General features: G+C 61.4%; 24 protein-coding genes. 11 read left to right on the top strand and 13 right to left on the bottom strand.

Going from position 1 to position 26853, the window contains the following annotated elements; genetic code table 11:
- Positions 1–42: 42 nt before the first annotated feature.
- Positions 43–3141, bottom strand: a complete 3099-nt coding sequence (locus H043_RS0111440) for an efflux RND transporter permease subunit (RefSeq protein WP_027611984.1) — start codon at positions 3139–3141, stop codon at positions 43–45.
- 15 nt (positions 3142–3156) lie between these two features.
- Positions 3157–4314: an efflux RND transporter periplasmic adaptor subunit gene (locus H043_RS0111435; protein ID WP_027611983.1), complete on the bottom strand. Its 1158-nt coding sequence runs from the start codon at positions 4312–4314 to the stop codon at positions 3157–3159.
- A 277-nt stretch (positions 4315–4591) separates the two neighbouring features.
- Here H043_RS0111435 and H043_RS0111430 point away from each other — a divergent pair, with 277 nt between their 5' ends.
- Both H043_RS0111430 and H043_RS0111425 read left to right on the top strand, forming a co-directional pair.
- Positions 4592–5293, top strand: a complete 702-nt coding sequence (locus H043_RS0111430) for a response regulator transcription factor (RefSeq protein WP_003224662.1) — start codon at positions 4592–4594, stop codon at positions 5291–5293.
- Positions 5294–5297: 4 nt separating this feature from the next.
- Positions 5298–6599, top strand: a complete 1302-nt coding sequence (locus H043_RS0111425) for an ATP-binding protein (protein ID WP_027611982.1) — start codon at positions 5298–5300, stop codon at positions 6597–6599.
- A 113-nt stretch (positions 6600–6712) separates the two neighbouring features.
- Here H043_RS0111425 and pncA read toward each other — a convergent pair whose 3' ends face one another.
- The 4 genes from pncA to H043_RS0111405 form a co-directional block, all read right to left on the bottom strand.
- Positions 6713–7339 (bottom strand): bifunctional nicotinamidase/pyrazinamidase, encoded by a 627-nt coding sequence (gene pncA, locus H043_RS0111420; protein ID WP_027611981.1) that lies wholly within the window; start codon positions 7337–7339, stop codon positions 6713–6715.
- Between the two features lie 49 nt (positions 7340–7388).
- The gene (locus H043_RS0111415; protein WP_027611980.1) at positions 7389–8147 is read right to left on the bottom strand and encodes an anti-sigma factor; all 759 of its coding nucleotides are present in this window, start codon (positions 8145–8147) and stop codon (positions 7389–7391) included.
- Positions 8144–8602 (bottom strand): sigma-70 family RNA polymerase sigma factor, encoded by a 459-nt coding sequence (locus H043_RS0111410; protein WP_256214190.1) that lies wholly within the window; start codon positions 8600–8602, stop codon positions 8144–8146. The genes H043_RS0111415 and H043_RS0111410 overlap by 4 nt, the downstream gene beginning before the upstream one ends.
- Positions 8603–8692: 90 nt before the next feature.
- Complete coding sequence (locus H043_RS0111405; RefSeq protein WP_027611978.1) at positions 8693–9226, bottom strand: tetratricopeptide repeat protein; 534 nt, start codon at positions 9224–9226, stop codon at positions 8693–8695.
- Between the two features lie 175 nt (positions 9227–9401).
- On the opposite strand from H043_RS0111405, the gene H043_RS0111400 reads away from it, so the two are divergent.
- From H043_RS0111400 to nudC, 3 genes are all read left to right on the top strand, one after another.
- Complete coding sequence (locus H043_RS0111400; protein WP_027611977.1) at positions 9402–10175, top strand: class I SAM-dependent methyltransferase; 774 nt, start codon at positions 9402–9404, stop codon at positions 10173–10175.
- 220 nt (positions 10176–10395) lie between these two features.
- Positions 10396–11208, top strand: a complete 813-nt coding sequence (locus H043_RS0111395; protein WP_027611976.1) for a crotonase/enoyl-CoA hydratase family protein — start codon at positions 10396–10398, stop codon at positions 11206–11208.
- A gap of 6 nt (positions 11209–11214) precedes the next feature.
- Positions 11215–12045, top strand: coding sequence for an NAD(+) diphosphatase (nudC, locus tag H043_RS0111390; protein WP_027611975.1), 831 nt, complete (start codon positions 11215–11217; stop codon positions 12043–12045).
- Here nudC and H043_RS0111385 read toward each other — a convergent pair.
- Positions 12013–12792 (bottom strand): TSUP family transporter, encoded by a 780-nt coding sequence (locus tag H043_RS0111385; protein WP_027611974.1) that lies wholly within the window; start codon positions 12790–12792, stop codon positions 12013–12015. The two genes, nudC and H043_RS0111385, sit on opposite strands and share 33 nt — an antisense overlap.
- 334 nt (positions 12793–13126) lie before the next feature.
- Here H043_RS0111385 and sfnG point away from each other — a divergent pair, with 334 nt between their 5' ends.
- Positions 13127–14209 (top strand): dimethylsulfone monooxygenase SfnG, encoded by a 1083-nt coding sequence (gene sfnG, locus H043_RS0111380; protein WP_027611973.1) that lies wholly within the window; start codon positions 13127–13129, stop codon positions 14207–14209.
- A 123-nt stretch (positions 14210–14332) separates the two neighbouring features.
- On the opposite strand, the gene H043_RS0111375 is transcribed toward sfnG, so the two are convergent.
- A complete protein-coding gene (locus tag H043_RS0111375; RefSeq protein ID WP_007963424.1) occupies positions 14333–14812 on the bottom strand; it encodes a nuclear transport factor 2 family protein in 480 nt (159 codons plus the stop codon).
- Positions 14813–14868: 56 nt separating this feature from the next.
- Positions 14869–15432, bottom strand: a complete 564-nt coding sequence (locus H043_RS0111370; RefSeq protein WP_027611972.1) for a TetR/AcrR family transcriptional regulator — start codon at positions 15430–15432, stop codon at positions 14869–14871.
- Between the two features lie 214 nt (positions 15433–15646).
- Here H043_RS0111370 and pssA point away from each other — a divergent pair, with 214 nt between their 5' ends.
- Positions 15647–16990: a CDP-diacylglycerol--serine O-phosphatidyltransferase gene (pssA, locus tag H043_RS0111365; protein WP_027611971.1), complete on the top strand. Its 1344-nt coding sequence runs from the start codon at positions 15647–15649 to the stop codon at positions 16988–16990.
- 123 nt (positions 16991–17113) lie between these two features.
- On the opposite strand, the gene efeO (H043_RS0111360) is transcribed toward pssA, so the two are convergent.
- From efeO (H043_RS0111360) to efeU, 4 genes are read right to left on the bottom strand one after another with little or no spacing between them, the layout of a single operon-like run.
- Positions 17114–17938 carry an iron uptake system protein EfeO gene (gene efeO, locus H043_RS0111360; RefSeq protein ID WP_027611970.1) on the bottom strand — a complete coding sequence of 275 codons (825 nt, stop codon included), beginning with the start codon at positions 17936–17938 and terminating at the stop codon, positions 17114–17116.
- 25 nt (positions 17939–17963) lie between these two features.
- Positions 17964–19262, bottom strand: coding sequence for an iron uptake transporter deferrochelatase/peroxidase subunit (efeB, locus tag H043_RS0111355; protein ID WP_027611969.1), 1299 nt, complete (start codon positions 19260–19262; stop codon positions 17964–17966).
- Positions 19263–19279: 17 nt separating this feature from the next.
- Positions 19280–20479, bottom strand: a complete 1200-nt coding sequence (gene efeO, locus H043_RS0111350) for an iron uptake system protein EfeO (RefSeq protein WP_027611968.1) — start codon at positions 20477–20479, stop codon at positions 19280–19282.
- A gap of 8 nt (positions 20480–20487) precedes the next feature.
- Positions 20488–21342 carry an iron uptake transporter permease EfeU gene (efeU, locus tag H043_RS0111345; RefSeq protein ID WP_027611967.1) on the bottom strand — a complete coding sequence of 285 codons (855 nt, stop codon included), beginning with the start codon at positions 21340–21342 and terminating at the stop codon, positions 20488–20490.
- 290 nt (positions 21343–21632) lie between these two features.
- On the opposite strand from efeU, the gene H043_RS0111340 reads away from it, so the two are divergent.
- From H043_RS0111340 to H043_RS0111325, 4 genes are all read left to right on the top strand, one after another.
- Positions 21633–22649 (top strand): AraC family transcriptional regulator, encoded by a 1017-nt coding sequence (locus H043_RS0111340; protein WP_027611966.1) that lies wholly within the window; start codon positions 21633–21635, stop codon positions 22647–22649.
- A 423-nt stretch (positions 22650–23072) separates the two neighbouring features.
- Positions 23073–24737 carry an AMP-binding protein gene (locus tag H043_RS0111335; RefSeq protein WP_027611965.1) on the top strand — a complete coding sequence of 555 codons (1665 nt, stop codon included), beginning with the start codon at positions 23073–23075 and terminating at the stop codon, positions 24735–24737.
- Between the two features lie 15 nt (positions 24738–24752).
- Complete coding sequence (locus H043_RS0111330; protein WP_027611964.1) at positions 24753–25514, top strand: SDR family NAD(P)-dependent oxidoreductase; 762 nt, start codon at positions 24753–24755, stop codon at positions 25512–25514.
- 12 nt (positions 25515–25526) lie between these two features.
- Entirely contained in the window at positions 25527–26720 is a 1194-nt protein-coding gene (locus H043_RS0111325) for an acetyl-CoA C-acyltransferase (RefSeq protein WP_027611963.1), read from the top strand.
- Positions 26721–26853: the final 133 nt, after the last annotated feature.

The raw sequence follows: 26853 nt of genomic DNA, 5'->3' as shown, positions 1-26853 counted from the left end.
ACTGACACGACGCCTTCGCGAGCAAGCCCGCTCCCACAGGGTTCAGTGGTGTTTGGTAAAGCGTTGTACGAGCTTCATGACCACCACGAAGAACAACGGCACGAAGATCACGGCCAATGTCGCCGTAATCATCCCGCCGATAACCCCGGTGCCGATGGCCTGCTGGCTCGCCGAGCTGGCGCCAGTGGCGATGGCCAACGGCACCACGCCGAGGATGAACGCCAGCGAAGTCATGACGATCGGCCGCAGACGCAGGCGCGCGGCTTGCAACGTCGCGTCGATCAGGTCGTGACCTTCGTCGTACAGGCTCTTGGCGAATTCGATGATCAGGATCGCGTTCTTCGCCGACAGACCAATGATGGTAATCAGCCCGACTTTGAAGAACACATCGTTGGGCATGCCGCGCAAGGTCACCGCCAGTACTGCGCCGAGCACACCCAGCGGCACCACCAGCAGCACCGAGGTCGGAATCGACCAGCTCTCGTAAAGCGCCGCCAGGCACAGGAACACGATCAGCAACGACAGACCGAGCAGGATCGGCGCCTGACTGCCGGACAAACGTTCCTGTAACGACAGCCCGGTCCATTCCTGACCCAGACCTCTCGGCCCCTGAGCGACCAAGCGTTCAATCTCCGCCATCGCTTCACCGGTACTGTGCCTCGGCGACGGTTCGCCGGAAATCGCAATCGCCGGATAACCGTTATAACGGGTCAGTTGCGCCGGGCCTTGGGTCCACTTGGCCTGGACGAACGCCGACAGCGGCACCATGTGCCCGGCGTTGTTGCGCACGTGCATTTTCAGCAGATCATCAACCTGACTGCGCTGATCGCCTTCGGCCTGGACCACCACCCGCTGCATGCGTCCCTGATTGGGGAAATCATTGATGTAGGAGGAACCCACGGCGGTGGACAACACGCTGCCGATGTCGGCGAACGACACGCCCAGCGCATTGGCCTGCTTGCGGTCTACCTCCAGTTGCACCTGCGGCGCTTCGGCCAGCGCGCTTTCGCGCACGTTCATCAGCACGGGGCTTTTTTCTGCGGCGGCGAGCAGTTCAGTGCGCGCCTGCATCAATGTCGCATGACCGAGACCGCCGCGATCCTGCAGACGGAATTCGAAGCCGCTCGACGTGCCGAGGCCGTCAACCGGCGGCGGCAACACAGCGAACGCGATGGCATCCTTGATCTGGCTCAGGGCGATATTGGCGCGATCGGCAATCGACGTAGCCGAATCGTCGCTGCCGCGCTCCGACCAGTCCTTGAGGGTGGTAAACGCCAGCGCCGCATTCTGCCCGCTGCCGGAGAAGCTGAAGCCGAGTATCACTGTGCTGTCGCCAACCCCCGGTTCACTGGCGTTGTGCGCTTCGATCTGCTCGACCACCTGCACCGTACGGTTTTTGCTCGCACCCGGCGGCAACTGAATGTCGGTGATGGTGTAACCCTGATCCTCAACCGGCAGGAACGAGGAGGGCAGGCGCGCAAAGCACAGGCCCATGCCGATCAGCAGCACGCCGTAGATCAGCAGATAACGCCCGCTGCGCTTCAGCGCGTAACCGACCCAGCCTTGATAACGATCGGTCAGTTGCTCGAAGCGGCGGTTGAACCAGCCGAAGAATCCGCTTTTCTCGTGGTGCTCGCCCTTGGCGATCGGCTTGAGCAGCGTGGCGCACAGTGCAGGCGTCAGAGTCAGGGCCAGGAACGCCGAGAACAGGATCGAGGTCGCCATCGACAGCGAGAACTGTCGGTAAATCACGCCCACCGAACCCTGCATGAATGCCATCGGGATGAATACCGCCACCAGCACCAGAGTAATACCGATGATCGCCCCGGTGATCTGTTTCATGGCCTTGCGCGTCGCTTCTTTCGGCGACAGGCCTTCAGTGGCCATGATGCGCTCGACGTTCTCCACCACGACGATGGCGTCGTCCACCAGAATGCCGATCGCCAGCACCATGCCGAACATGGTCAGCACGTTGATCGAGAAACCCAGCGCGAGCATGGTGGCGAAGGTGCCCATCAGGGCCACCGGCACCACCAGCGTCGGGATCAGCGTGTATCGGATGTTTTGCAGGAACAGGAACATCACCGCAAACACCAGCAGCATCGCCTCGCCCAAGGTGTAAACCACTTTGGTGATCGAGACTTTGACGAACGGCGAGGTGTCGTACGGAATCTTGTATTCGACGCCCGCCGGGAAGTAGCGCGACAGCTCGTCCATTTTCGCCCGGATCAAGGTGGCGGTCGCCAAGGCATTGGCCCCCGGCGCCAACTGCACGCCGACGGCGGTGGACGGCTTGCCGTTCAGGCGCGTGCCGAACTGGTATTCCTGACTGCCGACTTCGACCCGTGCCACATCGCCGATGCGCACGGTGGAGCCGTCGGCATTGGCCTTGAGCACGATGTCGGCGAACTCTTCCGGCGTCGACAACTGCCCCTTGACCAGAATGGTCGCGGTGATTTCCTGCGAGGATGGGTTGGGCAAGTCGCCAATACTGCCCGCCGACACCTGGGCGTTTTGCGCGACGATGGCGGCGTTGACGTCAGCCGGGGTCAGGTTGAAACCGATCAGCTTCTGTGGGTCGATCCAGATCCGCATTGCGCGTTCGGCGCCATACAGCTGCGCCTTGCCGACGCCGTCGATGCGCTTGATTTCGTTCATCACGTTACGCGCCAGATAATCACTGAGCGCTACGTCATCAAGCTTGCCGTCGCTGGAGGTCAGGGTGATCAGCAACAGGAAGCCGGCAGAGACTTTCTCCACCTGCAGGCCTTGCTGATTGACTGCCTGCGGCAGGCGCGACTCGACCACTTTGAGGCGGTTCTGCACATCCACCTGAGCCAGTTCCGGGTTAGTGCCCGGCTGGAACGTCGCTTTGATCGTCGCGCTGCCGAGGCTGCTCTGCGATTCGAAGTACAGCAGGTGATCGGCGCCGTTGAGTTCTTCTTCGATCAGGCTGACCACACTTTCATCGACGGTCTGCGCCGAGGCGCCAGGGTACACCGCGTAGATTTCGATCTGTGGCGGCGCGACATCGGGGTACTGCGCCACCGGCAATTGCGGAATGGCCAGCGCACCGGCCAACAGGATGAACAGGGCGACAACCCAGGCGAACACCGGGCGATCGATAAAGAACTGCGGCATATGAAAGCGTCCTGCTTACTGACCAGAGGTCTGGGCAAGTGGAAGAGGGGTGTCGTCGATCTGCACTTTTTCGCCTGGACGGGCGTGTTGCAGGCCTTCGATGACAATGCGGTCGCCGGGCTTGAGGCCGCCGCTGACGATCCAACGGTCGTTCTGCACCGCGCCCAGTTGCACCGGCTGCTGGGCCACGCGCATCTGCTCGTCGACGGTCAGCACCTGGGCGATACCCGCGCTGTCACGCTGCACCGCACGTTGCGGCACGGTGATGCCGTTCTGTACGGTGGCTTGTTGCAGACGTACACGGATGAAGCTGCCCGGCAGCAGGTCGAGATCGGGATTGGGGAACTCGCTGCGCAGAATGATCTGGCCGGTGCCCGGATCGACGCTGATGTCGCTGAACAGCAATTTGCCCGGTAACGGGTAGAGGCTGCCGTCATCCTGAATCAGCGTGGCCTTGACCTGATCCTGACCGACTTCCTGCAACTGCCCGGAACGGAACGCGCGGCGCAGCTCATTGAGCTCACGGGTCGACTGGGTGAGGTCGGCGTAGATCGGGTTGAGCTGCTGGATCAGCGCCAGCGGCGTGGTTTCATTCTGCCCGACCAGTGCACCTTCAGTGACCAATGCACGGCCGACCCGCCCGGAAATCGGCGCGGTGACGGTGGCGTAGCCGAGGTTCAGCTTCGCCCGTTCTACCGCAGCTTTATTGGCTGCCACGTCGGCGGCGGTTTGCCGGGCATTGGCGCGGGCGTTGTCGTAATCCTGAGCGCTGATGGCCTTGTCATCGATCAACTGTGCGTAGCGTTGCTCCTGCAACCTGGCCTGGAAGGCATTGGCCTCGGCCTTGCGCAGCGCGGCTTCGGCGCTGTCCAGGTCAGCCTTGAACGGCGCCGGGTCGATGCGAAACAGCACGTCACCCTTTTTCACGTCGCTGCCTTCACGGAAGGTCCGTTGCAGCACCACGCCGGCCACCCGGGCGCGCACTTCGGCGATGCGTGGCGCGGCGATCCGCCCGCTCAGTTCGCTGCTGATCGACAGGGGGCGGGCCTCGATGGTCTCGATGCGCACGGTGGCTGGCGGCGCTTCTTCTTCGGCCTTCGAGGACGAATCACAGGCGCTCAGCAACAGCGCAGCGGCGATCAGGCCGAGCCCGGCCAGAAGATTTTTTGACATGTACCACCCCCAATATTGAAGCCCGCATCCTAAGGCCAGACGCCGAGGGTAGCGGTGAAGCTTTGTAGGCGCTGTGTGAAATTGTGTAAGGGTTTTACTCAGGGACGGGCGAGGGCGTATATCCTTTACGCCTTGAATTCTTTTGTGACGGTTGGACCGCTTTCGCGAGCAGGCTCGCTCCCACACAGGTTTTGTGATCGACGCAAAATCAAGATGGGAGCGAGCCTGCTCGCGAAGAGGGTCTGACATCCACCACAGCAATATCTGGAACACCCCCATGCCCAACATCCTCCTGGTCGAAGACGACACCGCCCTCGCCGAACTGATTTCCAGCTACCTGGAGCGCAACGGCTATTCCGTCAGCGTGATTGGCCGTGGTGATCACGTGCGCGAGCGGGCACGGATCAATCCGCCGGATCTGGTGATCCTCGATCTGATGCTTCCGGGCCTCGACGGCCTGCAGGTCTGCCGCTTGCTGCGGGCCGATTCGGCGACGCTGCCGATCCTGATGCTGACCGCCCGCGACGACAGTCACGATCAGGTGCTGGGCCTGGAAATGGGCGCCGACGATTACGTCACCAAACCCTGCGAGCCACGGGTTCTGCTGGCCCGGGTGCGGACTTTGCTGCGGCGCAGCAGCCTCGGTGAACCGATGACGGTCAATGATCGCATCGTCATGGGCAATCTGTGCATTGACCTGTCCGAGCGCACCGTGACCTGGCGCGAGCAACCGGTGGAACTGTCCAGCGGCGAGTACAATTTGCTGGTGGTGCTGGCTCGGCATGCCGGGGAAGTGCTGAGCCGCGATCAAATCCTGCAACGCCTGCGCGGCATCGAGTTCAACGGCACCGACCGTTCGGTAGACGTGGCGATTTCGAAGCTGCGGCGCAAGTTCGACGACCACGCCGGCGAGGCGCGCAAGATCAAGACGGTATGGGGCAAGGGCTACCTGTTCAGCCGCTCCGAGTGGGAATGCTGAGCTGATGTTCAGAATCCTGTTTCGCCTGTATCTGGTGACGATCGTCTCCTACAGCGCGGCGATCTATCTGGTGCCGGATCTGGTGATCATGGCGTTCCGCGAGCGCTTCATCACCTACAACCTCGACTACTCGCGCGGCTTGCAATCGCTGATCACCCGGCAGTTCCACGCGGTGCCGCAGGATCAGTGGCCGGCACTGGCGCAGTCGATGGACAAGGACTTCCAGCCGCTGCACATCGCTCTGGCGCGCATCGACGACGCCGGTTTCACCGCCCCCGAGCAAGTGCGCTTGCGCGCCGGGGAAAACGTGGTGCGTATCGGCGATTGGGGATGGCGCACCTTGGCGGTCACGCCGCTGAACGATGACGTCGCCGTGCAAATGGTGGTACCGCCGGATCCGCTGGACGTCAATCTGTTGTACTGGAGCATCAACGTGCTGATCGGTGCGAGCATGCTCGCCTGCCTGCTGCTGTGGATTCGCCCGCACTGGCGCGATCTGGAGCGCCTCAAGGGCGCCGCCGAACGCTTCGGCAAGGGCCACCTGAACGAGCGCACGCAGATCCCCGCCAGTTCCAACATCGGCAGCCTGGCCAACGTGTTCGACACCATGGCCGGCGACATCGAAAATCTGCTCAACCAGCAGCGCGACCTGCTGAATGCGGTGTCCCACGAATTGCGCACGCCGCTGACCCGTCTGGACTTCGGTCTGGCCCTGGCGCTGTCCGATGATTTGCCGGCGACCAGTCGCGAGCGCCTGCAAGGACTGGTCGCACACATTCGGGAACTGGATGAGCTGGTGCTGGAACTGCTGTCCTACAGCCGCCTGCAGAACCCGGCGCAGTTGCCGGAACAGGTCGAGGTTTCGCTGGATGAGTTCATCGACAGCATTCTGGGCAGTGTCGATGAAGAACTGGACTCGCCGGACATCGTCATCGATGTGCTGCTGCACGGTCAGCTCGAACGTTTCACGCTGGATCCGCGCCTGACCGCCCGAGCGATCCAGAACCTGCTGCGCAATGCCATGCGCTATTGCGAAAAACGCATTCAGATTGGCGTGCAGGTCAGCCCCGATGGTTGCGAGATCTGGGTCGACGACGATGGCATTGGCATCCCGGATGATGAGCGTGAACGGATTTTCGAACCGTTTTATCGACTTGATCGCAGTCGTGATCGGGCTACCGGCGGCTTTGGTCTGGGCCTGGCCATCAGCCGTCGGGCGCTGGAGGCGCAGGGCGGGACCTTGACGGTTGAAAGTTCGCCGCTGGGTGGGGCGCGGTTCAGGTTGTGGTTGCCTGACATGACTTGACCCGAAACCCGTGGGAGCGGGCTTGCTCGCGAAGGCGGAGTGTCAGTCGACATAAATTAATCTGACACACCGCTTTCGCGAGCAAGCCTGCTCCCACAGGGGTTTTGTGTTGGTCAGATCAGTTGGTTCGATTGAATCAAGCCAACCCCGGCCGTCTGCATCCGCTCCATCGCCGCTGCCAGTGACCCATCCCTGTCAATGGCACGACAGGCATCCAGCACCACGAACGCGTTGAACCCCGCCGCCCGTGCATCCAGCGCAGAAAACATCACGCAGAAATCCAGCGCCAGACCGACCATGTACACCGTGTCGATACCGCGCTCCTTCAGATAACCGGCCAGACCGGTGGTGGTGCGCCGGTCCGCTTCGAGAAACGCCGAATAGCTGTCGATGTCCGGATTACAGCCCTTGCGGATGATCAGTTGCGCTTGCGGCAGGTTCAGCTCGGGGTGAAACTCGGCGCCGGCAGTGCCTTGCACACAATGCTCTGGCCAGAGTACCTGCTCGCCGTAGGGCAACTGAATTACCTCGTAAGGCTGGTGTCCGGGGTGGCTTGAGGCAAAGGACGCGTGGCCGCTCGGGTGCCAGTCCTGGGCAATCACCACCTGTTTGAACAGGCCACCGAGGCGATTGATCAGCGGCACGATCTGATCGCCTTCGGGCACGGCCAACTGGCCGCCGGGGATGAAGTCGTTCTGCACGTCAATGACCAGCAGGGCGGTGCGGGGTGAAATCTGCATCGGGGCTTCCTCCTTGGATAATTACCCGCTCAGCATAGTGGAGCGGCACTCACGCGCCCAGCTTGTCGACCAGGTGTTTTGCCAGGTCTTCCAGCGCCGGCGCCGGGTTGTGGCCGATCAACATCCACGCATGCTCACCTTCGGTCCAGTACACCACGTTCATTTCGTGGCGCCGTTCGTGCGCCAAAGGCTGGCTGCCACTGTTGGAGCGAGTCACGCACAAGGCCAGCGGCCCGTGTTTCGCATCGAGATAGGTCAGTTGCGCAATCGGCACACCGTCGTACTCGAGCATTTGTGCACGTTTGAGTTCGGCGCCCGGTAACCTCACCAGTGCCGGCGACAGACTCAGCCCCAAGCGTGCATCTACCGCACGCAGTTGCGATCGCTGGCTGGCTTCGTCACTGGGCAGGTGATCGAGGGTTTGCGGTACATACAGTGCCATGTAGTCGCCCACCAGGGCGCGCCAGTTATGCGTTTGCTGCGTTTGCCAGGCGAGAAACAGGCGATCGGCCAACACGCCGCCCGCCAGCAGACTCGCGGCGGCCGTACCGATGAACCAGCGTCGGCTCAGGCCCGGCCGCTGGGGGGCGGGGATGGCATCGAGGCGCGCCTGCAAACGTTCCAGCGGTGCCTGTTGCGCCAGTTCGTCATAGGCTTCCTTGTACGGCAGGCTGCTGCGTTCGAACCATTGCACGCGCAGGCTGAGCAACGGGTCGTCGGCAATCGCGCTGTCGAGCTGGCTGCGATACGCGGGGTCCAGCTCGTCATCGAGGTAGGCCACCAGTTGTTCGTCGGAGGGCCTGTTCATGGGTGGTCACCTCCGGTGGTTTTCGGCACGGCTTGCAGGGGCGGATATTCAGCCAGTTTCAGTCGCGCGGTGGCCAGACGGCTCATCACCGTGCCGATCGGCACTTGCAGGATCTCGGCGACTTCGCGGTAGGACAGGCCTTCGACATAGGCCAGGTACACGGTTTCGCGTTGGGTCTCCGGCAACGCATCGACCCGGCGGATCACCTGCGCCGCCATCACATGAGTCTGCGCGGCGTATTCGCCATCGAAGGCCAGTTGCCCGTCGGCATCGACCTGACCGGCGCCCTGACGCACCCGGCGGGCGCGCACTTCGTTGAGCCAGATTGAATGCAGGATGCTCAGCAGCCAGCGATCCATGCGCGTGCCGGCCACATATTGGCCGACACGTTCCAGCGCCCGCACACACGTGGCCTGCACCAGATCCTCGGCCACGTGACGATTGCGCGACAGCAGCAGGCCGTAGCGCCACAGCCGCGCCAGATGCTGTCCGAGTTCCGCTCTGAATGCCTGATCGCTGACGATGATGGCGTTCCTTTATCTATGTCAGGTTTTCGATGAATCGTTGATGGCTTCAGCCAGGTCCTGGTATTCCTCGCAGGCGGTGCCGCAAATCGATTTGATCTGCTGCAATTGCTCCTGCGCCAGGTCGACGCGGCCTTTGATCACATAAGCTTCGCCGAGGTATTCACGCACTTGCGCGTACTGCGGATCGAGTTTCACCGATTGCAGGTAATAGCCGATGCCTTCATCGGTACGCCCCAGTTTTCGCGTGGCGTAACCGCGATAGTTGAGGGCTTTGGCGGTGTTCGGTTGTTGCAGGGTGTCGAGCAGGGCCAGGGCCTCTTCGTAGCGACCGTCCTTGGCCAATCGGTAGGCATAGTCGGTGCGATCGGCATCCCGTACGGCGCTGCTGGTCTGCAGCACACATTTCTGTGATTTGCTGTCCCAGACCTGGCCTTTGGGGCAGTTGGGCTTCTGCACGGGCGCGCTTTCATCACCGTTGGCAAACGCCATCGATGCGGACAACACGGTGACCAGCAGCAACGGGGCGGCGAACATAACGGAACGGATAGTCATGGGCAAGGCTCCACAGAGGGTTATGTTTCACTTTGAACACCACAGCCCGGCATTTTATTCATTGCTTTGTCAGGCTCTGTTCAAGGTACGCGCAAATCGCGGCGTTATGCTCGGCTACGCCTGCCGTCCATCCAGCGCTTTGCCATGCCCCGGCGCTGACACACGAGGAACTGCCATGAAAGATCAGGTCCATCACTCCGCTGCTGCCGGCTACAAGACTGCCGCTGACACCTACATCAAGGGCCGCCCGGACTACCCGCCGCAGGTCAGCCAGTGGCTGACCCAGACGTTGGGTCTGGACAGTCACAAGACCGTCATCGATCTGGGCGCCGGCACCGGCAAGTTCACCGGACGGCTGGCGGCCACCGACGCGCAGGTGATCGCCGTGGAACCGGTGGCGCAGATGCTGGAAAAACTTTCCGCTGCCTGGCCGCAGGTGTTGGCGGTGAGCGGTACCGCGACCGATCTGCCACTGCCTGACGCGTCGGTGGATGCAGTGGTCTGCGCGCAGGCGTTCCATTGGTTCGCCACCCCGGAAGCCCTGACGGAAATCGCCCGCGTGCTCAAGCCTGGCGGCAAGCTTGGCCTTATCTGGAACCTGCGCGATACACAGGTCAGCTGGGTGCCGAAACTCGACGCTATCGTGAATGCGCTGGAGGGGGACACGCCGCGTTACTACACCGGCCAATGGCGTCAGGCGTTTCCGCATCCGGCGTTCGGGCGGTTGCAGTTGCAGCAGTTTCATCACGGGCACACCGGCTCGCCCGAGGACGTGATCTTCAATCGGGTGCGCTCCACCAGTTTCATTGCGGCCTTGCCGCAGGCGCAGCGCGACAGGGTTGATGAGCAGATTCGCGCGTTGATTGCCTCGGAGCCGGCGTTGCGTGGGCGGCATGTGCTGACGGTGCCTTATGAGACGGCGGCTTATGTGGCGGTGAAGGGCGGTTAGATCGGCGGTGCAGCCCTTCGCGAGCAGGCTCGCTCCCACAAGGATCGGTGGTGAATGCAGAACTGCGTTCACCGAATATCAATGTGGGAGCGAGCCTGCTCGCGAAGAGGCCAGCCCTGACACTGCATCTCTCGAAGCAGTCCCGCATTTGGCCGAACCGCCATCGTGATGCCTTGGTATAGTTCGGGCCTCATTTTCAGCCCGGTAAAGGATCACTGCCATGACTCAATACACCGCCTTCAGCGTCGAACTGGCCGACAACATCGCGCATGTGCAGATCAATCGCCCGGAAAAGATCAACTCGATGAACGCCGCGTTCTGGAGCGAGATCGTCGAGATTTTCCAGTGGATCGATGACACCGATGAAGTGCGGGTGGTGGTGCTGAGCGGCAACGGCAAACACTTTTCCTCCGGCATCGACCTGATGATGCTCGCCGGCGTCGCCAATGAACTGGGCAAGGACGTCGGCCGTAACGCGCGCCTGCTGCGGCGCAAGATTCTCACCCTGCAAGCCTCGTTCAACGCCGTCGACAACTGCCGCAAACCGGTACTGGCGGCGATTCAAGGCTATTGCCTCGGCGGTGCGATCGACCTGATCGCCGCGTGCGACATGCGCTACGCCGCCGAAGACGCGCAGTTCTCGATCAAGGAAATAGACATCGGCATGGCTGCCGATGTTGGCACTTTGCAACGGTTGCCACGGATCATCGGGGACGGCATGCTGCGTGAACTGGCTTACACCGGGCGCACTTTCGGCGCAGATGAAGCGCGCAGCATCGGTCTGGTCAATCGTGTTTACGCTGACAAGGAGCTGCTGCTCGAAGGCGTGATGGACATTGCTCGCGAGATCGCCAGCAAATCGCCAATCGCGGTCACCGGCACCAAGGAAATGATCAGCTACATGCGCGACCATCGCATCGACGACGGCCTCGAATACGTTGCCACCTGGAACGCCGCCATGTTGCAATCCACCGACTTGCGCGTGGCCATGGCCGCCCATATGAGTAAACAGAAACCCGAATTTCTGGATTGAGAAACCATGACAGCTCGCTGGACCACTGCAGTACTGGACACCGATCAACCCGGCGGCTGGGCCGTGGCGCGCAGCCCCGAAGGCTTTCTGTTCGATGACAACGGCGCGCTGTTCCCGCGGGAATGGCTCAAGCGTCAGGAGTTGTCGATTCTCACCGAACACGGCATCGGCCATCTCGATGGCGAGCCGGTGTATCTGCTGGAATTGCACAGCTCCAGCGACGTGCCGGGCTGCAACTGGAAAGGCCTGCGGGCGTTCATGCTCGAAGGCGATCACACCGTCTATAAGGTGCTGGGCTATGCCGCGCAGATCGGCACCTGGGCGCGTGAACATCGCTTCTGCGGCAACTGTGGGCAGGCGATGACGCAGGTGCCGCGCGAGCGAGCGATGTATTGCCAGCCGTGCGACCTGCGCAGTTATCCGCGAATTTCGCCGAGCATGATCGTGCTGATCACCCGCGGAGACGAGATTTTGTTGGCACGCTCACCGCGTTTCGTCACCGGGGTCTACAGCACGCTGGCCGGGTTCGCCGAGCCGGGCGAGTCGGCGGAGGATTGCCTGATTCGCGAAGTACGCGAGGAAGTCAGCATCGAAGTGAAGAACATCCAGTACATGGGCAGCCAGTGCTGGCCGTTCCCGCATTCGATGATGCTCGGCTTCCATGCCGAATACGCCGGGGGCGAGATCGTCTGCCAGGAAGACGAGATCGAAGACGCCCAATGGTTCAACGTGCACGATCTGCCGCCGTTGCCGGCGTCAAAATCGATTGCCCGTTATCTGATCGACGTCTACGTGGCCCGCCGCTTAGGCCACGCTGAACCAGTGTTGCCAGGCTAGGCGCACGGTCAAACCCAATACCACGGTGATGAACACCGGACGAATGAACTTGGCGCCGCCGCTGATCGCGGTGCGCGCCCCGAAGAACGCGCCGACCATCACCGACAGGCCCATGCTCAGGCCGATGATCCAGTCCACTTGCCCGGAAAACACGAACACCGACAGCGCCGCGATGTTGCTGACGAAGTTCATGCTGCGCGCCACACCGCTGGCCTTGACCAGGTCGATCGGGTAGAGCAGCAGGCTGCTGACCGTCCAGAACGCACCCGTGCCAGGGCCGGCCACGCCGTCGTAGAAACCGAGACTGAAGCCTTGGGTCGATTGCCATTTCTTCTTGATCGGCGCGTCGCTGTCCAGCGGCGCTTTTGGCGTGCCGCCGAACAACAGATACAGGCCACAGGCGAAGACGATCACCGGCAGCATCTTGTTCAGCCATTCCGCCGGCAGGTAGTGCGCGACGATGGCACCGGTGAGCGCGCCGACCAGGGTGCCGACGATCGCGTGCATCCACTGCCGGGGGTGGAACAGTTTGCGTCGGTAGAAGGTGAAACTGGCGGTGGCCGAGCCGAACGTCGAACTGAGTTTGTTGGTGCCCAGCACCAGATGCGGTGGCAGGCCGGCAGTGAGCAGCGCCGGGGTGGTCAACAGACCGCCGCCGCCAGCAATGGCGTCGATGAAACCGGCAATGAAAGCGACAAGGGCCAGAACGGCCAGGGTGGTGAGGTCAACGCTGAGTTCGAAAGGCATGGAATCGGCTTATTCGGCAGGGCGCAGATTTGGCTGCGGGGAGGGCGGTCATGTTACCTGTATCCAACTGTTGCGGCGACCCGTCTGACGCCTTCGCGAGCAGGCTCGCTCCCACATTTTGAAACGCATTCCACCCTGTGGGAGCGAGCCTGCTCGCGAAGACATTCTTCATGCCGCCACCAATCCAACTGTTGCCCACACAACAACCCGGCAACAAATCTCCCTTCCACAAAACATCAACTCCACCCCGAAACCCAACAAAACCAGGCATTCCTAGCCTGGCACGCTTGCTGCTCTGTCCCATTGACCTTCCCAATGTCCCGAGGACACGCCAATGAGCAAGCAAGCCGTGAAATTCGCCTACTGGGTGCCGAACGTCAGTGGTGGCCTGGTGGTCAGCAAGATCGAGCAGCGCACCGACTGGGGCATCGACTACAACCGCAAACTCGCGCAACTCGCCGAAGCGGCCGGGTTCGAGTACGCCCTGACGCAGATCCGCTTTACCGCCGGTTACGGTGCCGAGTTCCAGCATGAGTCGGTGGCGTTCAGTCATGCGCTGCTGGCGGCTACCACCAGGCTCAAAGTCATCGCGGCGATTCTGCCGGGGCCATGGCAACCGGCGCTGGCAGCCAAGCAACTGGCGACCATCGATCAACTCACCAACGGCCGGATCGCGGTGAACATCGTCAGCGGCTGGTTCAAGGGCGAATTCCAGGCCATCGGCGAGCATTGGCTGGAGCACGACGAGCGCTACCGGCGCTCCGAAGAATTCATCCGCTCGCTGCGCGGGATCTGGAGTCAGGACAACTTCAGCTTTCGCGGCGACTTCTACCGCTTCGACAATTACACCCTCAAACCGAAACCGCTGGGCCGCCCGGAAATTTTCCAGGGCGGCAGTTCCCGCGCGGCACGAGACATGGCCGCGCGAGTCTCGGACTGGTATTTCACCAACGGCAACAGCGTCGAGGGGATCAAGGCGCAGGTCGATGACATCCGGGCCAAAGCGGCAGCCAACAATCATTCGGTGAAGATCGGCGTCAACGCCTTCGTGATTGCTCGCGACACTGAAGAAGAGGCGCGTGCTGTACTGGCGCAGATCATCGATCAGGCTGACCCGGAAGCGGTGAACGCCTTTGGTGACGCAGCGAAGCAAGCGGGCAGGACGTCGCCGGAAGGTGAGGGCAACTGGGCGAAATCGACGTTCGAGGATCTGGTGCAGTACAACGATGGCTTCAAGACCAACCTGATCGGTACGCCACAGCAGATTGCCGAGCGGATTGTGGCGCTGAAAACGGTGGGGGTGGATCTGGTGTTGGCGGGGTTTCTGCACTTTCAGGAGGAGGTGGAGTATTTCGGCAAGCGTGTGTTGCCGTTGGTGCGGGAACTGGAGGCTGAAAGGACTGCCGCAGTAGCCTGAACACCAACAAATCTCCTGTAGGAGTGAGCCTGCTCGCGATTGCGTATGAACATTCAATATTCAGGTTGACTGACACACCGCTATCGCGAGCAGGCTCACTCCTACAATTGGAACTATGTGAACTTAGAGGCCCAGGTCAGAAAGCCCCGGATGATCATCCGGACGCCGACCCAGCGGCCAATGGAACTTGCGCTCGCTTTCCTTGATCGGCATGTCGTTGATGCAGGCATAGCGCTGGAACATCAGGCCGTGCTCATCGAACTCCCAGTTTTCATTGCCGTAGGAACGAAACCAGTTGCCCGAATCGTCGCGCCATTCATAGGCGTAGCGCACGGCAATCCGCGTGTCAGAGTAGGCCCAGAGTTCCTTGATCAGGCGGTAGTCGAGTTCCTTGGCCCATTTACGGGTCAGGAAGGCCTTGGCTTCTTCGCGGTTGTTGGCGAACTCGGCGCGGTTGCGCCATTTTGTGTCGAGGGTGTAGGCCAGCGAAACCTTCTCGGGATCGCGAGAGTTCCAGCCATCTTCGGCCAGACGTACTTTTTCGATAGCCGATTCACGGTTGAACGGCGGTAAAGGCGGACGCACTTGGGCAGCAGTCGACATTTTCAGTCTCCCGATCTAATTAACGATTAAACAACGGTTGAGGCTTATTTAAGGCGTTACAGGTCCAATAACTTACGCGCCATGCATTGCGCATTATCAGCGGCACTGTGATCACCCATCACAAGCGCTACGGTAATGGCGCCGTCAATCAGGATCAGCAATTGTCTGGCCAGACGTTGCGGATCTTCGACGCCATGTTCGGTACACAGCTCGCACAGGTAGTCGAGCAGCTTCTGTTTGTGTTCTTTGGCGACCTGGCGCACCGGGTCTTCGGGATCACCGGTCTCGCCACTGGTATTGATGAAGGCACAGCCGCGGAAGCCTTCCGAGGCGAACCAGCCCTTGAGTACGGTAAACAGGTTGAGCAGGCGGTCGGCCGGGGTTTCGGCCTGATCGACAGCACTTCTGTACCAATGCATCCAGCGCACGTCGCGGCGTTGCAGGGCGGCTACGGTCAGCTCCTCCTTGTTGGCGAAGTAGCGGTAGATGCTTTTTCTGGAGACGCCGGCGGTTTTCACCAGAAGATCCATGCCGGTGGCCGCGATGCCACTTTTGTAGATCAACTTTTCGGTGACATCCAGAATGATGTCGCGGGTCGAGGTGTCAGTGATTTCGTTCATGTGGCGAACAGTAGAACGATCGTTCTCCTTGGTCAAGCAGTTATTTTTGTGTCTGCGATACCGCTTTCGCGAGCAAGCCCGCTCCCACATTTGAAATGCGATCCACTGTGGGAGCGAGCCTGCGCGCGAAGGGGGCATTACAGACAGTAACAAGACCCGAACCGGTTGATGGTGTAAGCTCTCGGGTTCTTCGGATTCGACCATTGCGAGCCCTATGCCGTTGCTTTTCAAACGCTCTTTGCTGCCCAAACTGCGCAGCTTTCCGCTGACTGCCGAGGCCGTGACCATTCTGTCCGGCGCCGCCGAGTTCCGTCGTTGCCTGCTGGAGAAAATCGCCGAGGCGACCCGGCGCATCTACATCGTTGCGCTGTATCTGCAGCACGACGAGGCCGGTCAGGAAATCCTCGATGCCTTGCACGCCGCCAAGCTCAAGCGCCCGGAGCTGGAGATCGTCGTGGTGGTTGACTGGCTGCGCGCCCAGCGCGGGTTGATCGGTGCCGGCAAACAGCCGGGCAACTCGGCGTGGTACCAGGAAATGACCCGCACCCATCAGAGCGAAGTGCCGGTCTACGGCGTGCCGGTGCAGACCCGCGAACTGTTCGGCGTCCTGCATCTGAAAGGCTTCGTGATCGACGATTGCGTGGTTTACAGCGGTGCGAGCCTGAACAACGTCTACCTGCACAAGTTCGACAAGTACCGTTTCGACCGCTACCACGTGCTGCACAGCCGCGAACTGGCGGATTCAATGCATCACCTGGTCAAGCACGGTCTGATCGAATCCAAGGCTGTGCATCGCCTCGACCTGCCGAACCTGCCGACTACCCGCAGCTTGCGCAACGACATCGGCGACCTGCGCAGCCGTCTCAAATATGCGGCGTACGACACCAGCGCCGGCAGCACCGCGCATACCGGCCTGTCGGTAAGTCCGCTGCTGGGCGTGGGCAAGAACAACCCGTTGAACCGGGTGATTGTCGAGCTGATCGCCAGTGCGCAACAGCAGCTGACCATCTGCACGCCGTACTTCAACCTGCCGCTGCCGATCATCCGCGAGGTCAACCGTGCGCTGGCCCGTGGGGTGAAGATCGACATCGTGGTCGGCGACAAGACGGCCAACGATTTCTACATTCCGCCGAGCGAGCCGTTCAAGGTGATTGCGGCGCTGCCGTATCTGTACGAAATCAGCCTGCGGCGTTTTGCCAAGCGGCATCAGCGCAACATCGACAGCGGCCAGTTGAACCTGCATCTGTGGCGTGACGGCGACAACAGCTATCACCTCAAGGGCATGTGGGTCGACCAGCGCTATACGCTGCTGACCGGCAACAACCTCAATCCACGGGCGTTCCGCCTCGACCTGGAAAACGCGCTGTTGATCGATGATCCGCAAGGCGAGTGGCTTGAGCCACGGGCGAAGGAGCAGCAAGAGATCTTCCGCAACACCACGCGGATTGCCAGCTTCCAGGACCTGGAAACCTTGCCGGAGTACCCGGCGGGGGTGGCGAAGTTTCTCAAGCGGGTGAGTCGGGTGCGGATCGAGCGGTTGCTCTACCGGATTTTGTAAACTTTCAGATTATTCGGTGCGGTTAAAACCGCTATCGCGAGCAGGCTCACTCCTACAGGGGAATGCATTCCAACTGTAGGAGTGAGCCTGCTCGCGATGGGGCACTTAAGGCCTCTACATCAATCAGTTCAGACCCAGCTTGCCACGCAATGTGGACAGATCTTCCGCCAAGGTATTGACCGGGCCAACCAGCGCCTTGCGATCGTTGTCCTTCACCTTGTCATAAGTCTCGAAACCACCGTCCTTGGTCTTGTACTTGGCAAGGATCTTGTCCACGGTGGCGAAGTTCTTGTCGACTTTGGCAACAAACGCCTTGTCCTGTTTTTCGATCTGCGGACGGAACAGGTCGACGATTTTCTTCGCGCCGTCGATGTTGCCCTGGAAGTCATACAGGTCGGTGTGGCTGTAACGGTCTTCTTCACCGGAGATCTTGGTCGCGGCAACCTCTTCCAGCAAAGCAGCAGCACCACCGACGACTTTCTCCGGCGGGAAGGTCAGGCCAGCGACGCGGGTTTGCAGGTCTTTCACATCGCTGTCGAGCTTGTCCGCCAGAGCGGTCAGGCCTTCAGTGGTTTTCTCCGAGAACAGCGAATATTCAATGCGGTGAAAACCGGTGAAGTCTTCAGCCTTCACGCCTTTTTCGTGGTCGTCGACGCGCGAGTCGATGGACGCATCAAGGTCACTGAACAGCTCGGCAATCGGCTCGATCGACTCGTAGTAGACGCGGGTCGGCGCGTAGAGCTTTTGCGCGGTGGCCAGGTCACCTTTCTTCACCGCATCGGTGAATTGTTTAGTGTGGCTGCCCAGTTCATCCAGTTGCTCGGTGACGTAGATCTTGTAGTCCGACACCGGGCCGACCAGATCCAGTGGCGCCGTCGCGGCGAACGCCGACAGCGGGGTGTTGAGCAAACCGAGGGTCAGCAGTAACGCGAGTGGCGACTTTTTCATGGAGCGGCTCCGATGGTTTTTATGGTTAGGCAGCTGTTTTGGGTTGGGTGGCGTTGAGCAGCGAGCGACCGATGAAATCCTTGTCGCCGGTGACACCCGGAAGGGTGAAGAAGTAACCGCCGCCGACCGGTTTGAGGTATTCCTCAAGCGGCTCGCCGTTGAGCCGGGTCTGCACGGTGATGAAGCCTTTTTCCAGATCGGCCTGGTAGCAAATGAACAGCAGGCCCATGTCGAGCTGGCCGTTCTTGTTCACGCCGTTGGAGTAGTTGAACGGCCGGCGCAGGATCAGATTGGCCTGGCTCGCGGCGGTGCGCGGGTTGGCCAGGCGAATGTGTGCGTCGAGCTTGGTCAGTTTGCCTTCCGGGTCTTTGCTGTAATCCGGGACTTCGGTTTCATGGTTGGCGCCCATCGGCGCACCCGTGGTCTTGACCCTGCCGATGATGCTTTCCTGTTCCTGCAACGGCGTACGATCCCAGCGCTCGACAAAATTGCGGATGATCCGCACCGCTTGATAGCTGCCGTGGGCCGCCCACGCCGGCTCATCGCTGCCCGGTTGCACCCAGACAATCTTGTCCATGGCCTTGGCATCGTTTGAATCGGGGTTGGCCGAGCCGTCGCGGAAACCGAGAAAGTTACGCGCCGATTGCGCCGGCACCCCCGGTTTCGCCGGAGCTTGCGGCGGCACGCTGCCTTCCTGCTTCCAGCGCACCAGCAGCAGGTCCGGCAGGTTCTTGACGATGTCGCGCAAGGCGTGAATGTTGGTGTCGGCGGTGTTCGAGCAGAATTGCAGGCTCAGATCGCCGTGGCAGCAATCGGCCTCCAGTGCATCGTTGGGGAAGCCGACCATGCGTTGCAGGCGCTTCGGTTTGGCGGCGGCCAGACCGAAGCGCTCGTCGAACAGCGATTCGCCTACCGAGACGGTGATGGTCAGGTTGTCCGGGGTCACCACCGGGCCGAGAATGCCGGAATCCGGCGGCGGCAGTTTCGGGTCGATCTGCGCCACCGGGCCGCCCTTCATCAGGAAGGCGATGCGCTCGTTGAGGGTACGGAACAGCCGCTCAAGGTCTTCGCGATTACTGGCCAGCACGTCAAACGACACGAACATGCCGGACGCCGGACGCGGGGTGACGATCCCGGTCTGGTGCACGCCATGGAAATTGTGGCGGTCTTCGGTCTTGTCGCTGCTCGGCGCTTCGGTGACTTGCGCCGGCGCTGCAGCCATGGCCGGGCAGCTCAGGGCCGAACCGGCCAGGGCGACGCCGGCGACACCCATGCCCATCAGCAGGCGGCGACGTTGCAGATCGAGGTTTTGCAATTCTTTCATCGGTATTCGTCTTCTGCTTACAGGCCGGAAAGGCCGAGGGCGGGATCGATGCCATCCAGAGCGTCAGCCAGGGCCTGAGCCTTGTCGGCGATCTGTTTGCGTTGTTCACCACTGACCGTGTCGTAAGTGGCGTAGCCGTCCTTGACCTTGAAGCTGTTCAGTACGCTGTCGAAATCACTCAGCGCCGCGTCGATTTTCGGCAGCAGATCCGGCGCCGATTTGGTCAGCATTGGCCGCAGCAGCTCGACCACTTTGTGCGCGGTTTCCAGGTTGCTGGCGAAGCCGTTGAGGTCGGCGTGGCTGTAGCGTTCCTCTTCACCGCTGGCGGCGCGCACGTCGGCCAGGGTGTTGAGGTTGCGCACCACGATGCTCACCAGTTGCTCCGGTGGCAGCGATTGGGCCAGCAGTTGCTGTTTTAGGGTGGTGACGTCGGCCAGCAGGCGCTCGGCGACCGGGTTCAAGCCGTCGAGGCTGCGTTGCTGGAACAGCGCATATTCGACGCGGTGGAAGCCGACGAAGGCCGGATCCTGCTCGCGTTTTTCGAAGTAATCGGCGCGGGCATTGATGCTGTTGTCCAGTTCGGCCAGACGTTGCGCGGCAGGCGCCAGACGCTGGTAAGCGGCACGCGCCGGCAGGTACAGCGCCTGTGCCTGGGCCAGATCGCCGCCGGCAATTGCCTGATTCAGCGCGGTCACGGCTTTGATCAGCGAGCTGCCTTGCGTCGCCAGATACACGCGGAACTCCGACAGCGGCCCGACGAAAGCGACCATCGACGGCTTGGCCTTGGCGGCAGCATCGGAAGCCGCTGTCGGCGTCACGCGCAGCACGCCGCGAGGGTTGCTCAGCAGACCGCAAGTGATCGCGTAGTCGCCGGGTTGCAGGTTGGCGTTGATCACCTGGCTCAGGCCTGGAGCGATGTTCTCGCGCTCTTCGATCACCAGCACGCCGTCGAGGATTTCCCATTCCACTGCGCGGTCGGAACGGTTGACGATGCGGAAACTGGCGCGGCCGGCGGGAACCGTCAGCTCGTTCGGATCGCAGCTGTGCGCGTTGATGTTGACCACCACTTCATCATGGTTGTGCTGACGCTTGGCCGCGGCCATTTTCGAGGCGTAGTAGAACAGGCCACCGGCGGCGATCATCACGACCACCGAACCGGCCACCGCCCAGCGCAAGGCGCGGGGAGGCGAGGCCTGAGGAGTATTAGGCTTTGACATGGAGGCCCTTATTGGCTGGAAACGGAAGACGATTTGCCGGCGGCGTCAGCGCTGGAGGCCGGCGCGGCGGGGTAGAAAAACATCACCAGCGCCAGCACCAGATAGATCAGGTACGCACCGAGAGTGCTGACGGTCGGCGCATCCTGATACCCGAACATGCCGGCCAGCACCGAACCCAGCGGGCCGTCCATCGGCAGCGTCGCGCTAAAGTCGAACAGCACGGTCTGCAGGTGATTCCACACGCCGGCTTCATGCAGCGCCTGCACCGAATTGGCGAGGATCCCGGCGGCGACCACCAGAATGAACAGCCCGGTCCACTTGAAGAACGCCGACAGGTTCAGGCGCATGCTGCCGCTGTAGATCAGGAAGCCGACAACAATCGCCAGCACCAGGCCGAGCAGGGCACCGATCGGCGCGCCCGGGCCTTCGCTCTGCTGGAACACGGCGAGCAGGAAGAACACGGTTTCCAGGCCTTCGCGAGCCACGGCGAAGAACACCATGGCGATCAGCGCGATCACCTGATGCTTTGACGAGGTCAGGGCGTGATCGAGCGAGGCTTGCAGCGAATGCTTGATCGAACGCGCGACCTTGCGCATCCAGAACACCATCGAACTGAGAATGCCCACCGCGACCAGACCGACAATGCCTTCGAACAACTCCTGCTGTTTCTGTGGGAATTCGGCGCTGACCAGTTCCAGGCCACCGCCGACCAGCAGCGCCAGAGCGGCGGCGAGAAACACGCCGATCCACACGGCCGGCATCCACTGGCCACGACCGGTCTGTTGGAGGTAGCTGGCGATGATGCCAACGATCAGCGCGGCTTCAATGCCTTCGCGCAACATGATCAGAAAGGGAACGAGCATTCGGTGTCCACTAAGTCATTCGAAGAAGTTACAAGTTGTAACATAATGACAACCATTCTCACATGACAATGATTGACATAAACCTGAACGCAAGCTGAACAACCTGTTTTTTGCCACGCACAAATCCCTGTGGGAGCGGGCTTGCTCGCGAAGGCGGCGCGTCAGTCGATAAGGATGTTGCTGACACATCGCCTTCGCGAGCAAGCCCGCTCCCACAGGGGATTCGTGCTGAATTCGCATCCTGCGTTAAGATGCCGGTCACTCGAAAACAACAAGGTATGCCTCGCTCCATGTCGGAAAAAGACACCATCGCCGTGCAACTGGTGCGTGAAGCGCTGCTGCAAAGTTGTGCCCCGGGCGTGGCCACGGATGAAGTCTTGAACAAGGTCGGGATTGCTCCGGCGCTGCTGCACAGCAAGCAAGGTCGGGTGCCTGCCTCGCAATACGCCAGACTCTGGCGCTTGCTGGCCCGGCGCGGCGATGACGAGTTCTTCGGCATGGATCCGCGTCGGCTAAAGTCCGGCAGCCTTGAGTTCCTTTGCCGCAGCGCCATGGCGCAACCGACGCTGGCCGCCGGCCTGGGCATGGGCCTGAATTTCCTCTCCTTGATGCTGGAAAAAATGCCCGCGCAATTGGCGCATCAGCAGAGCTTGGCGGAAATCGTCCTGCTCGAAGACGATCCCGAGCCGCGTCGGGCGTTTACCTATTTCACCTACTGGATGATCGTCCACGGCGTGGCCTGTTGGCTGGCGGGGCGGCGGATTCCGATTCTGGCGATCGAACTGCGCTGCGCCGAGCCGGATTTCTGCGACGACTACCGGGTGATGTTCTCGGAAAACCTGCGCTTCGAGCGTCCGCGCACGCGGATGATCTTTGCTGCTGACTGTCTCGACCTGCCGATCAAGCGTTCGGCCGAAGAACTGAAACGCTTTCTGGCCCATGCGCCGGCGAACATTCTCGTCAAGTACCGCGACCCGGAAAGCCTCGCCAGCCGGATCAAACAGGACCTGCGGCAGCTACCCGCCGAACAGTGGCCGGAGACCGAGGCGCTGGCGCAACAGCTGTGCATGTCCGCCTCGACCCTGCGCCGACGTTTGTCCGAGGAAGGGCAGACCTATCAGGGCCTCAAGGACAGCGTGCGCAAGGAACTGGCAATCAGCTGGCTGGCGGAGCCGTCGATCAGTTTCGTCGAAATCGCGACGCGGCTGGGGTTTGCCGATGCGAGCTCGTTCTACAAGGCGTTTCGCAAGTGGTCGGGGTCCAATCCTGGGCATTACCGCACGCTGATCCTTAACGAAGCGGTCTGATCCGGATTGTTTGTAGCCTGATCAGGCCTCTTCGGGAGCAAGCCCCCTCCCACATTTGAAATGCATTTTTCCTGGTATTTGCAGCCTGCCTGGATTGCTCAGGTGGCCATCATTTGAAATGCATTGTTCCTGTGATGTGCAGCCTGCCTGGCTTACCCAGGTGGCCTTCCATTTGAAATGCATTCCTTCTGTGATTGCAGCCTCCCTTGCTTTTGTGGCTGATCCCTCATTGTGAAATGCAATTCCCTGTGGGAGGGGGCTTGCTCCCGAAGGCGTCAGTCCAGCCTGTACATCTCTCGAACCTTGGCCAAACCAGTCAGCCACTTTGATGGCTTTGACCATTGCCGCTTCAGCGCCGCAGCGCGACTATCCCTGTGTTGTTTACGGTTCCCAGCCTAATAAAAACACCGAGGGATTCTGGCAATGCGCGATTACTTGTCTGCCACCGAACAGTTCAACTATCAGCACACCGTGGACGCTGCGCTCAGCGGCACGCTGGAGGCGCTCAACGCCTGCGTCGAATGTTGCGACCGCCACGCCTTGCCGGGGCGCATTGCGTTGTTCTGGGAGGGCCGCGACGGCGCGAGTGCCACGTACACCTTCAGCGAGCTGCAAGACCAAGCCGCGCGTTTCGCCAATTTCCTTCTCGAACAAGGCGTGCAGAAGGGCGACAAGGTCGCCGGCCTGCTGCCACGCAACATCGAATTGCTCATCACCGTGTTCGCCACCTGGCGCATCGGCGCGGTGTATCAGCCGCTGTTCACCGCGTTCGGCCCCAAAGCCATCGAGCATCGCCTGAACAGTTCCGGCGCCAAAGTGGTGGTCACCGACGCGGTCAACCGGCCGAAACTCGCTGAAGTCACGGATTGCCCGACCATCGTCACCGTCGGCGGCGCCAAGGGCCAGGGCATCGTGCGTGGCGATTTCAGTTTCTGGGCCGAGCTGGTCAACTATTCCAGCGTTTGCGAGCCGGTGCTGCTGAGCGGCGAAGACCCGTTCCTGCTGATGTTCACCTCGGGCACCACCGGTCCGTCGAAAGCACTGTCGGTGCCGCTCAAGGCCATCGTCGCGTTCCAGAGCTACACCCGCGACGCGGTGGATCTGCGTCCCGAAGATTCGTTCTGGAACGTCGCCGATCCGGGCTGGGCCTACGGCATCTATTTCGGCGTCACCGGCCCTATGTCGATGGGGCACCCGATCACCTTTTACGATGGCCCGTTCACCCTCGAAAGCACCTGCCGGGTGATCAACAAATACGCCATCACCAACCTCACCGGTTCGCCGACCGCGTACCGCTTGTTGATTGCCGGCGGCAACGAGTTTGCCAAGTCGATCAAGGGCAAGCTGCGCATCGTCAGCAGCGCTGGCGAGCCGCTCAACCCGGAAGTGATCCGCTGGTTTGCCGACAACCTCGGCGTAGTCATTCACGACCATTACGGCCAGACCGAACTGGGCATGGTCCTGTGCAACCACCACGGCCTGGAACACCCGATTCACCTCGGCGCCGCCGGTTTCGCCTCGCCGGGCCATCGCATCGTGGTGCTCGACGAGCAGTACAACGAACTCGGCGTCGGCCAGCCGGGCATCCTCGCCATCGACCGCACCCAGTCGCCGATGTGCTGGTTCGGCGGCTACGAGGGCGTGCCGACCAAAGCCTTCGTCGGCGATTACTACCTCAGCGGCGACACGGTGGAATGGAACCCGGACGGCAGCATCAGCTTCGTCGGCCGTAGTGATGACGTGATCACCACCTCTGGCTACCGCGTCGGCCCGTTCGACGTCGAGAGCGCGCTGATCGAGCACCCGGCGGTGGTCGAAGCCGCTGTGGTCGGCAAGCCGGATCCGGAGCGCACCGAACTGGTCAAGGCCTTCGTCGTGCTCAACCCGCAATACCGCGCCGAACCGGCGCTGGCCGAAGAGCTGCGGCAACACGTGCGCAAGCGTCTGGCCGCGCATTCGTACCCGCGTGAAATCGAATTTGTCAGCGAATTGCCGAAAACCCCAAGCGGCAAATTGCAGCGCTTTATCTTGCGCAACCAGGAAATCGCCAAGGCTCAAGAGGCCGCGGCGCACAACGTTTCAGCTTGAATCAGGAAGTCAGTCATGCAGATCGAGAACAAGGTTTTTATCGTCACCGGCGGCGCCTCCGGCCTGGGTGCGGCCAGCGCTGAATTGCTGATCAGTGCCGGCGCCAAAGTGATGCTGGTGGACATGAATGCCGAAGCGGTAGCCGCCCAGGCCCAGCGCCTCGGCGCGCACAGCGTGGTGGCCGACATCAGCAATGAAGTCGCCGCCGAAGCTGCGGTGCAGGCGACGCTCAAAGCCTTTGGCAGCCTCAACGGTCTGGTCAACTGCGCCGGCATCGTGCGGGGCGAGAAGATTCTCGGCAAGAACGGCCCGCATGCGCTGTCGAGTTTTGCCCAGGTGATCAACGTCAATCTGATCGGCAGCTTCAACATGTTGCGTCTGGCCGCGGCGGCCATCGCCGAGAGCGAAGCCAATGCCGATGGCGAGCGCGGGGTAATCATCAACACCGCTTCGGTCGCTGCGTTCGACGGCCAGATCGGCCAAGCCGCGTATTCCGCCTCAAAAGGCGCGATCGCCAGCCTGACCCTGCCGGCCGCCCGCGAACTGGCGCGTTTCGGCATCCGCGTGATGACCATCGCCCCGGGCATTTTCGAAACCCCGATGATGGCCGGCATGACCCCGGAAGTGCGCGAGTCGCTGGCCGCTGGCGTGCCGTTCCCGCCGCGTCTTGGCAAACCTGCCGAGTACGCCGCGCTGGTTCGGCATATCATCGAAAACAGCATGCTCAATGGTGAGGTGATCCGTCTCGACGGCGCCTTGCGCATGGCCGCCAAGTAAGGAAGATTTGTCATGACTATTGCCAACGATCCGATTGTTATTGTCAGTGCCGTCCGTACCCCGATGGGCGGTTTTCAGGGCGAACTGAAAAGCCTCACCGCGCCGCAACTCGGTGCTGCCGCGATCAAGGCAGCGGTTGAGCGCGCCGGGGTTGCCAGCGACGCGGTTGATGAAGTGTTGTTCGGTTGCGTATTGCCCGCCGGCCTCGGTCAGGCGCCGGCGCGGCAGGCAGCTTTGGGTGCCGGGCTGGATAAGTCGACGCGCTGCACCACCGTCAACAAAATGTGCGGCTCGGGCATGGAAACCACCATTCTCGCCCACGACATGTTGCTGGCCGGCAGCGCCGATGTGGTGATCGCCGGCGGTATGGAAAGCATGTCCAATTCGCCATACTTGCTCGACCGTGCTCGCGCCGGTTACCGCATGGGCCATGGCCGGGTGCTCGATTCGATGTTCCTCGACGGCCTCGAAGACGCCTACGACAAGGGCCGTCTGATGGGCACCTTCGCCGAAGACTGCGCCGAAACCAACGACTTCAGCCGCGAAGCCCAGGATGCGTTTGCCATCGCTTCGACCACTCGGGCCCAACAGGCGATCAAGGACGGCAGCTTCAAGGCCGAGATCGTGCCGCTGACCGTGACCGTCGGCAAAGAGCAGGTGCTGATCAGCAACGACGAGCAGCCGCCGAAAGCCAAACTGGACAAAGTCGCCTCGCTGAAACCGGCGTTCCGCGAAGGCGGCACGGTGACGGCGGCCAACTCCAGCTCGATCTCCGACGGCGCGGCGGCACTGGTGCTAATGCGCCAGTCGCAAGCGCAGAAACTCGGGCTTAAACCGCTGGCGGTGATTCATGGTCACGCGGCGTTTGCCGACACACCGGGCCTGTTCCCGGTGGCACCGATTGGCGCGATCAAGAAGCTGGTGAAGAAGACTGGTTGGGCGTTGAACGAGGTCGATCTGTTCGAAATCAACGAAGCGTTCGCCGTGGTGGCGATGGCGGCGATGACCCACCTGGAAATCCCCCACGACAAGCTCAACGTGCACGGCGGTGCCTGCGCGCTGGGCCATCCGATCGGTGCCTCGGGTGCGCGGATTCTGGTGACCTTGCTCTCAGCTCTGCGCCAGAAAAACCTGAAACGCGGGATCGCGGCGATCTGCATCGGCGGCGGTGAAGCCACGGCGATGGCCGTGGAATGCATTTATTGAAACAAACGCCAATCCGTGTGGGAGCGAGCCTGCTCGCGAAGGCGTCGTGTCAGTCAATGTTTGCTTAACTGACACACCGCTTTCGCGAGCAGGCTCGCTCCCACAGGGGTTCTGTGTGGTAACCCGGATTTAA

Origin of the sequence: Pseudomonas sp. URIL14HWK12:I6 (assembly GCF_000514195.1) — a bacterium.
In the GTDB taxonomy this organism is placed as follows: Bacteria; Pseudomonadota; Gammaproteobacteria; order Pseudomonadales; family Pseudomonadaceae; genus Aquipseudomonas; species Aquipseudomonas putida_A.
Note: the sequence above shows the minus strand (reverse complement) of the source record. Positions and strands in the feature narration are given on the sequence as shown.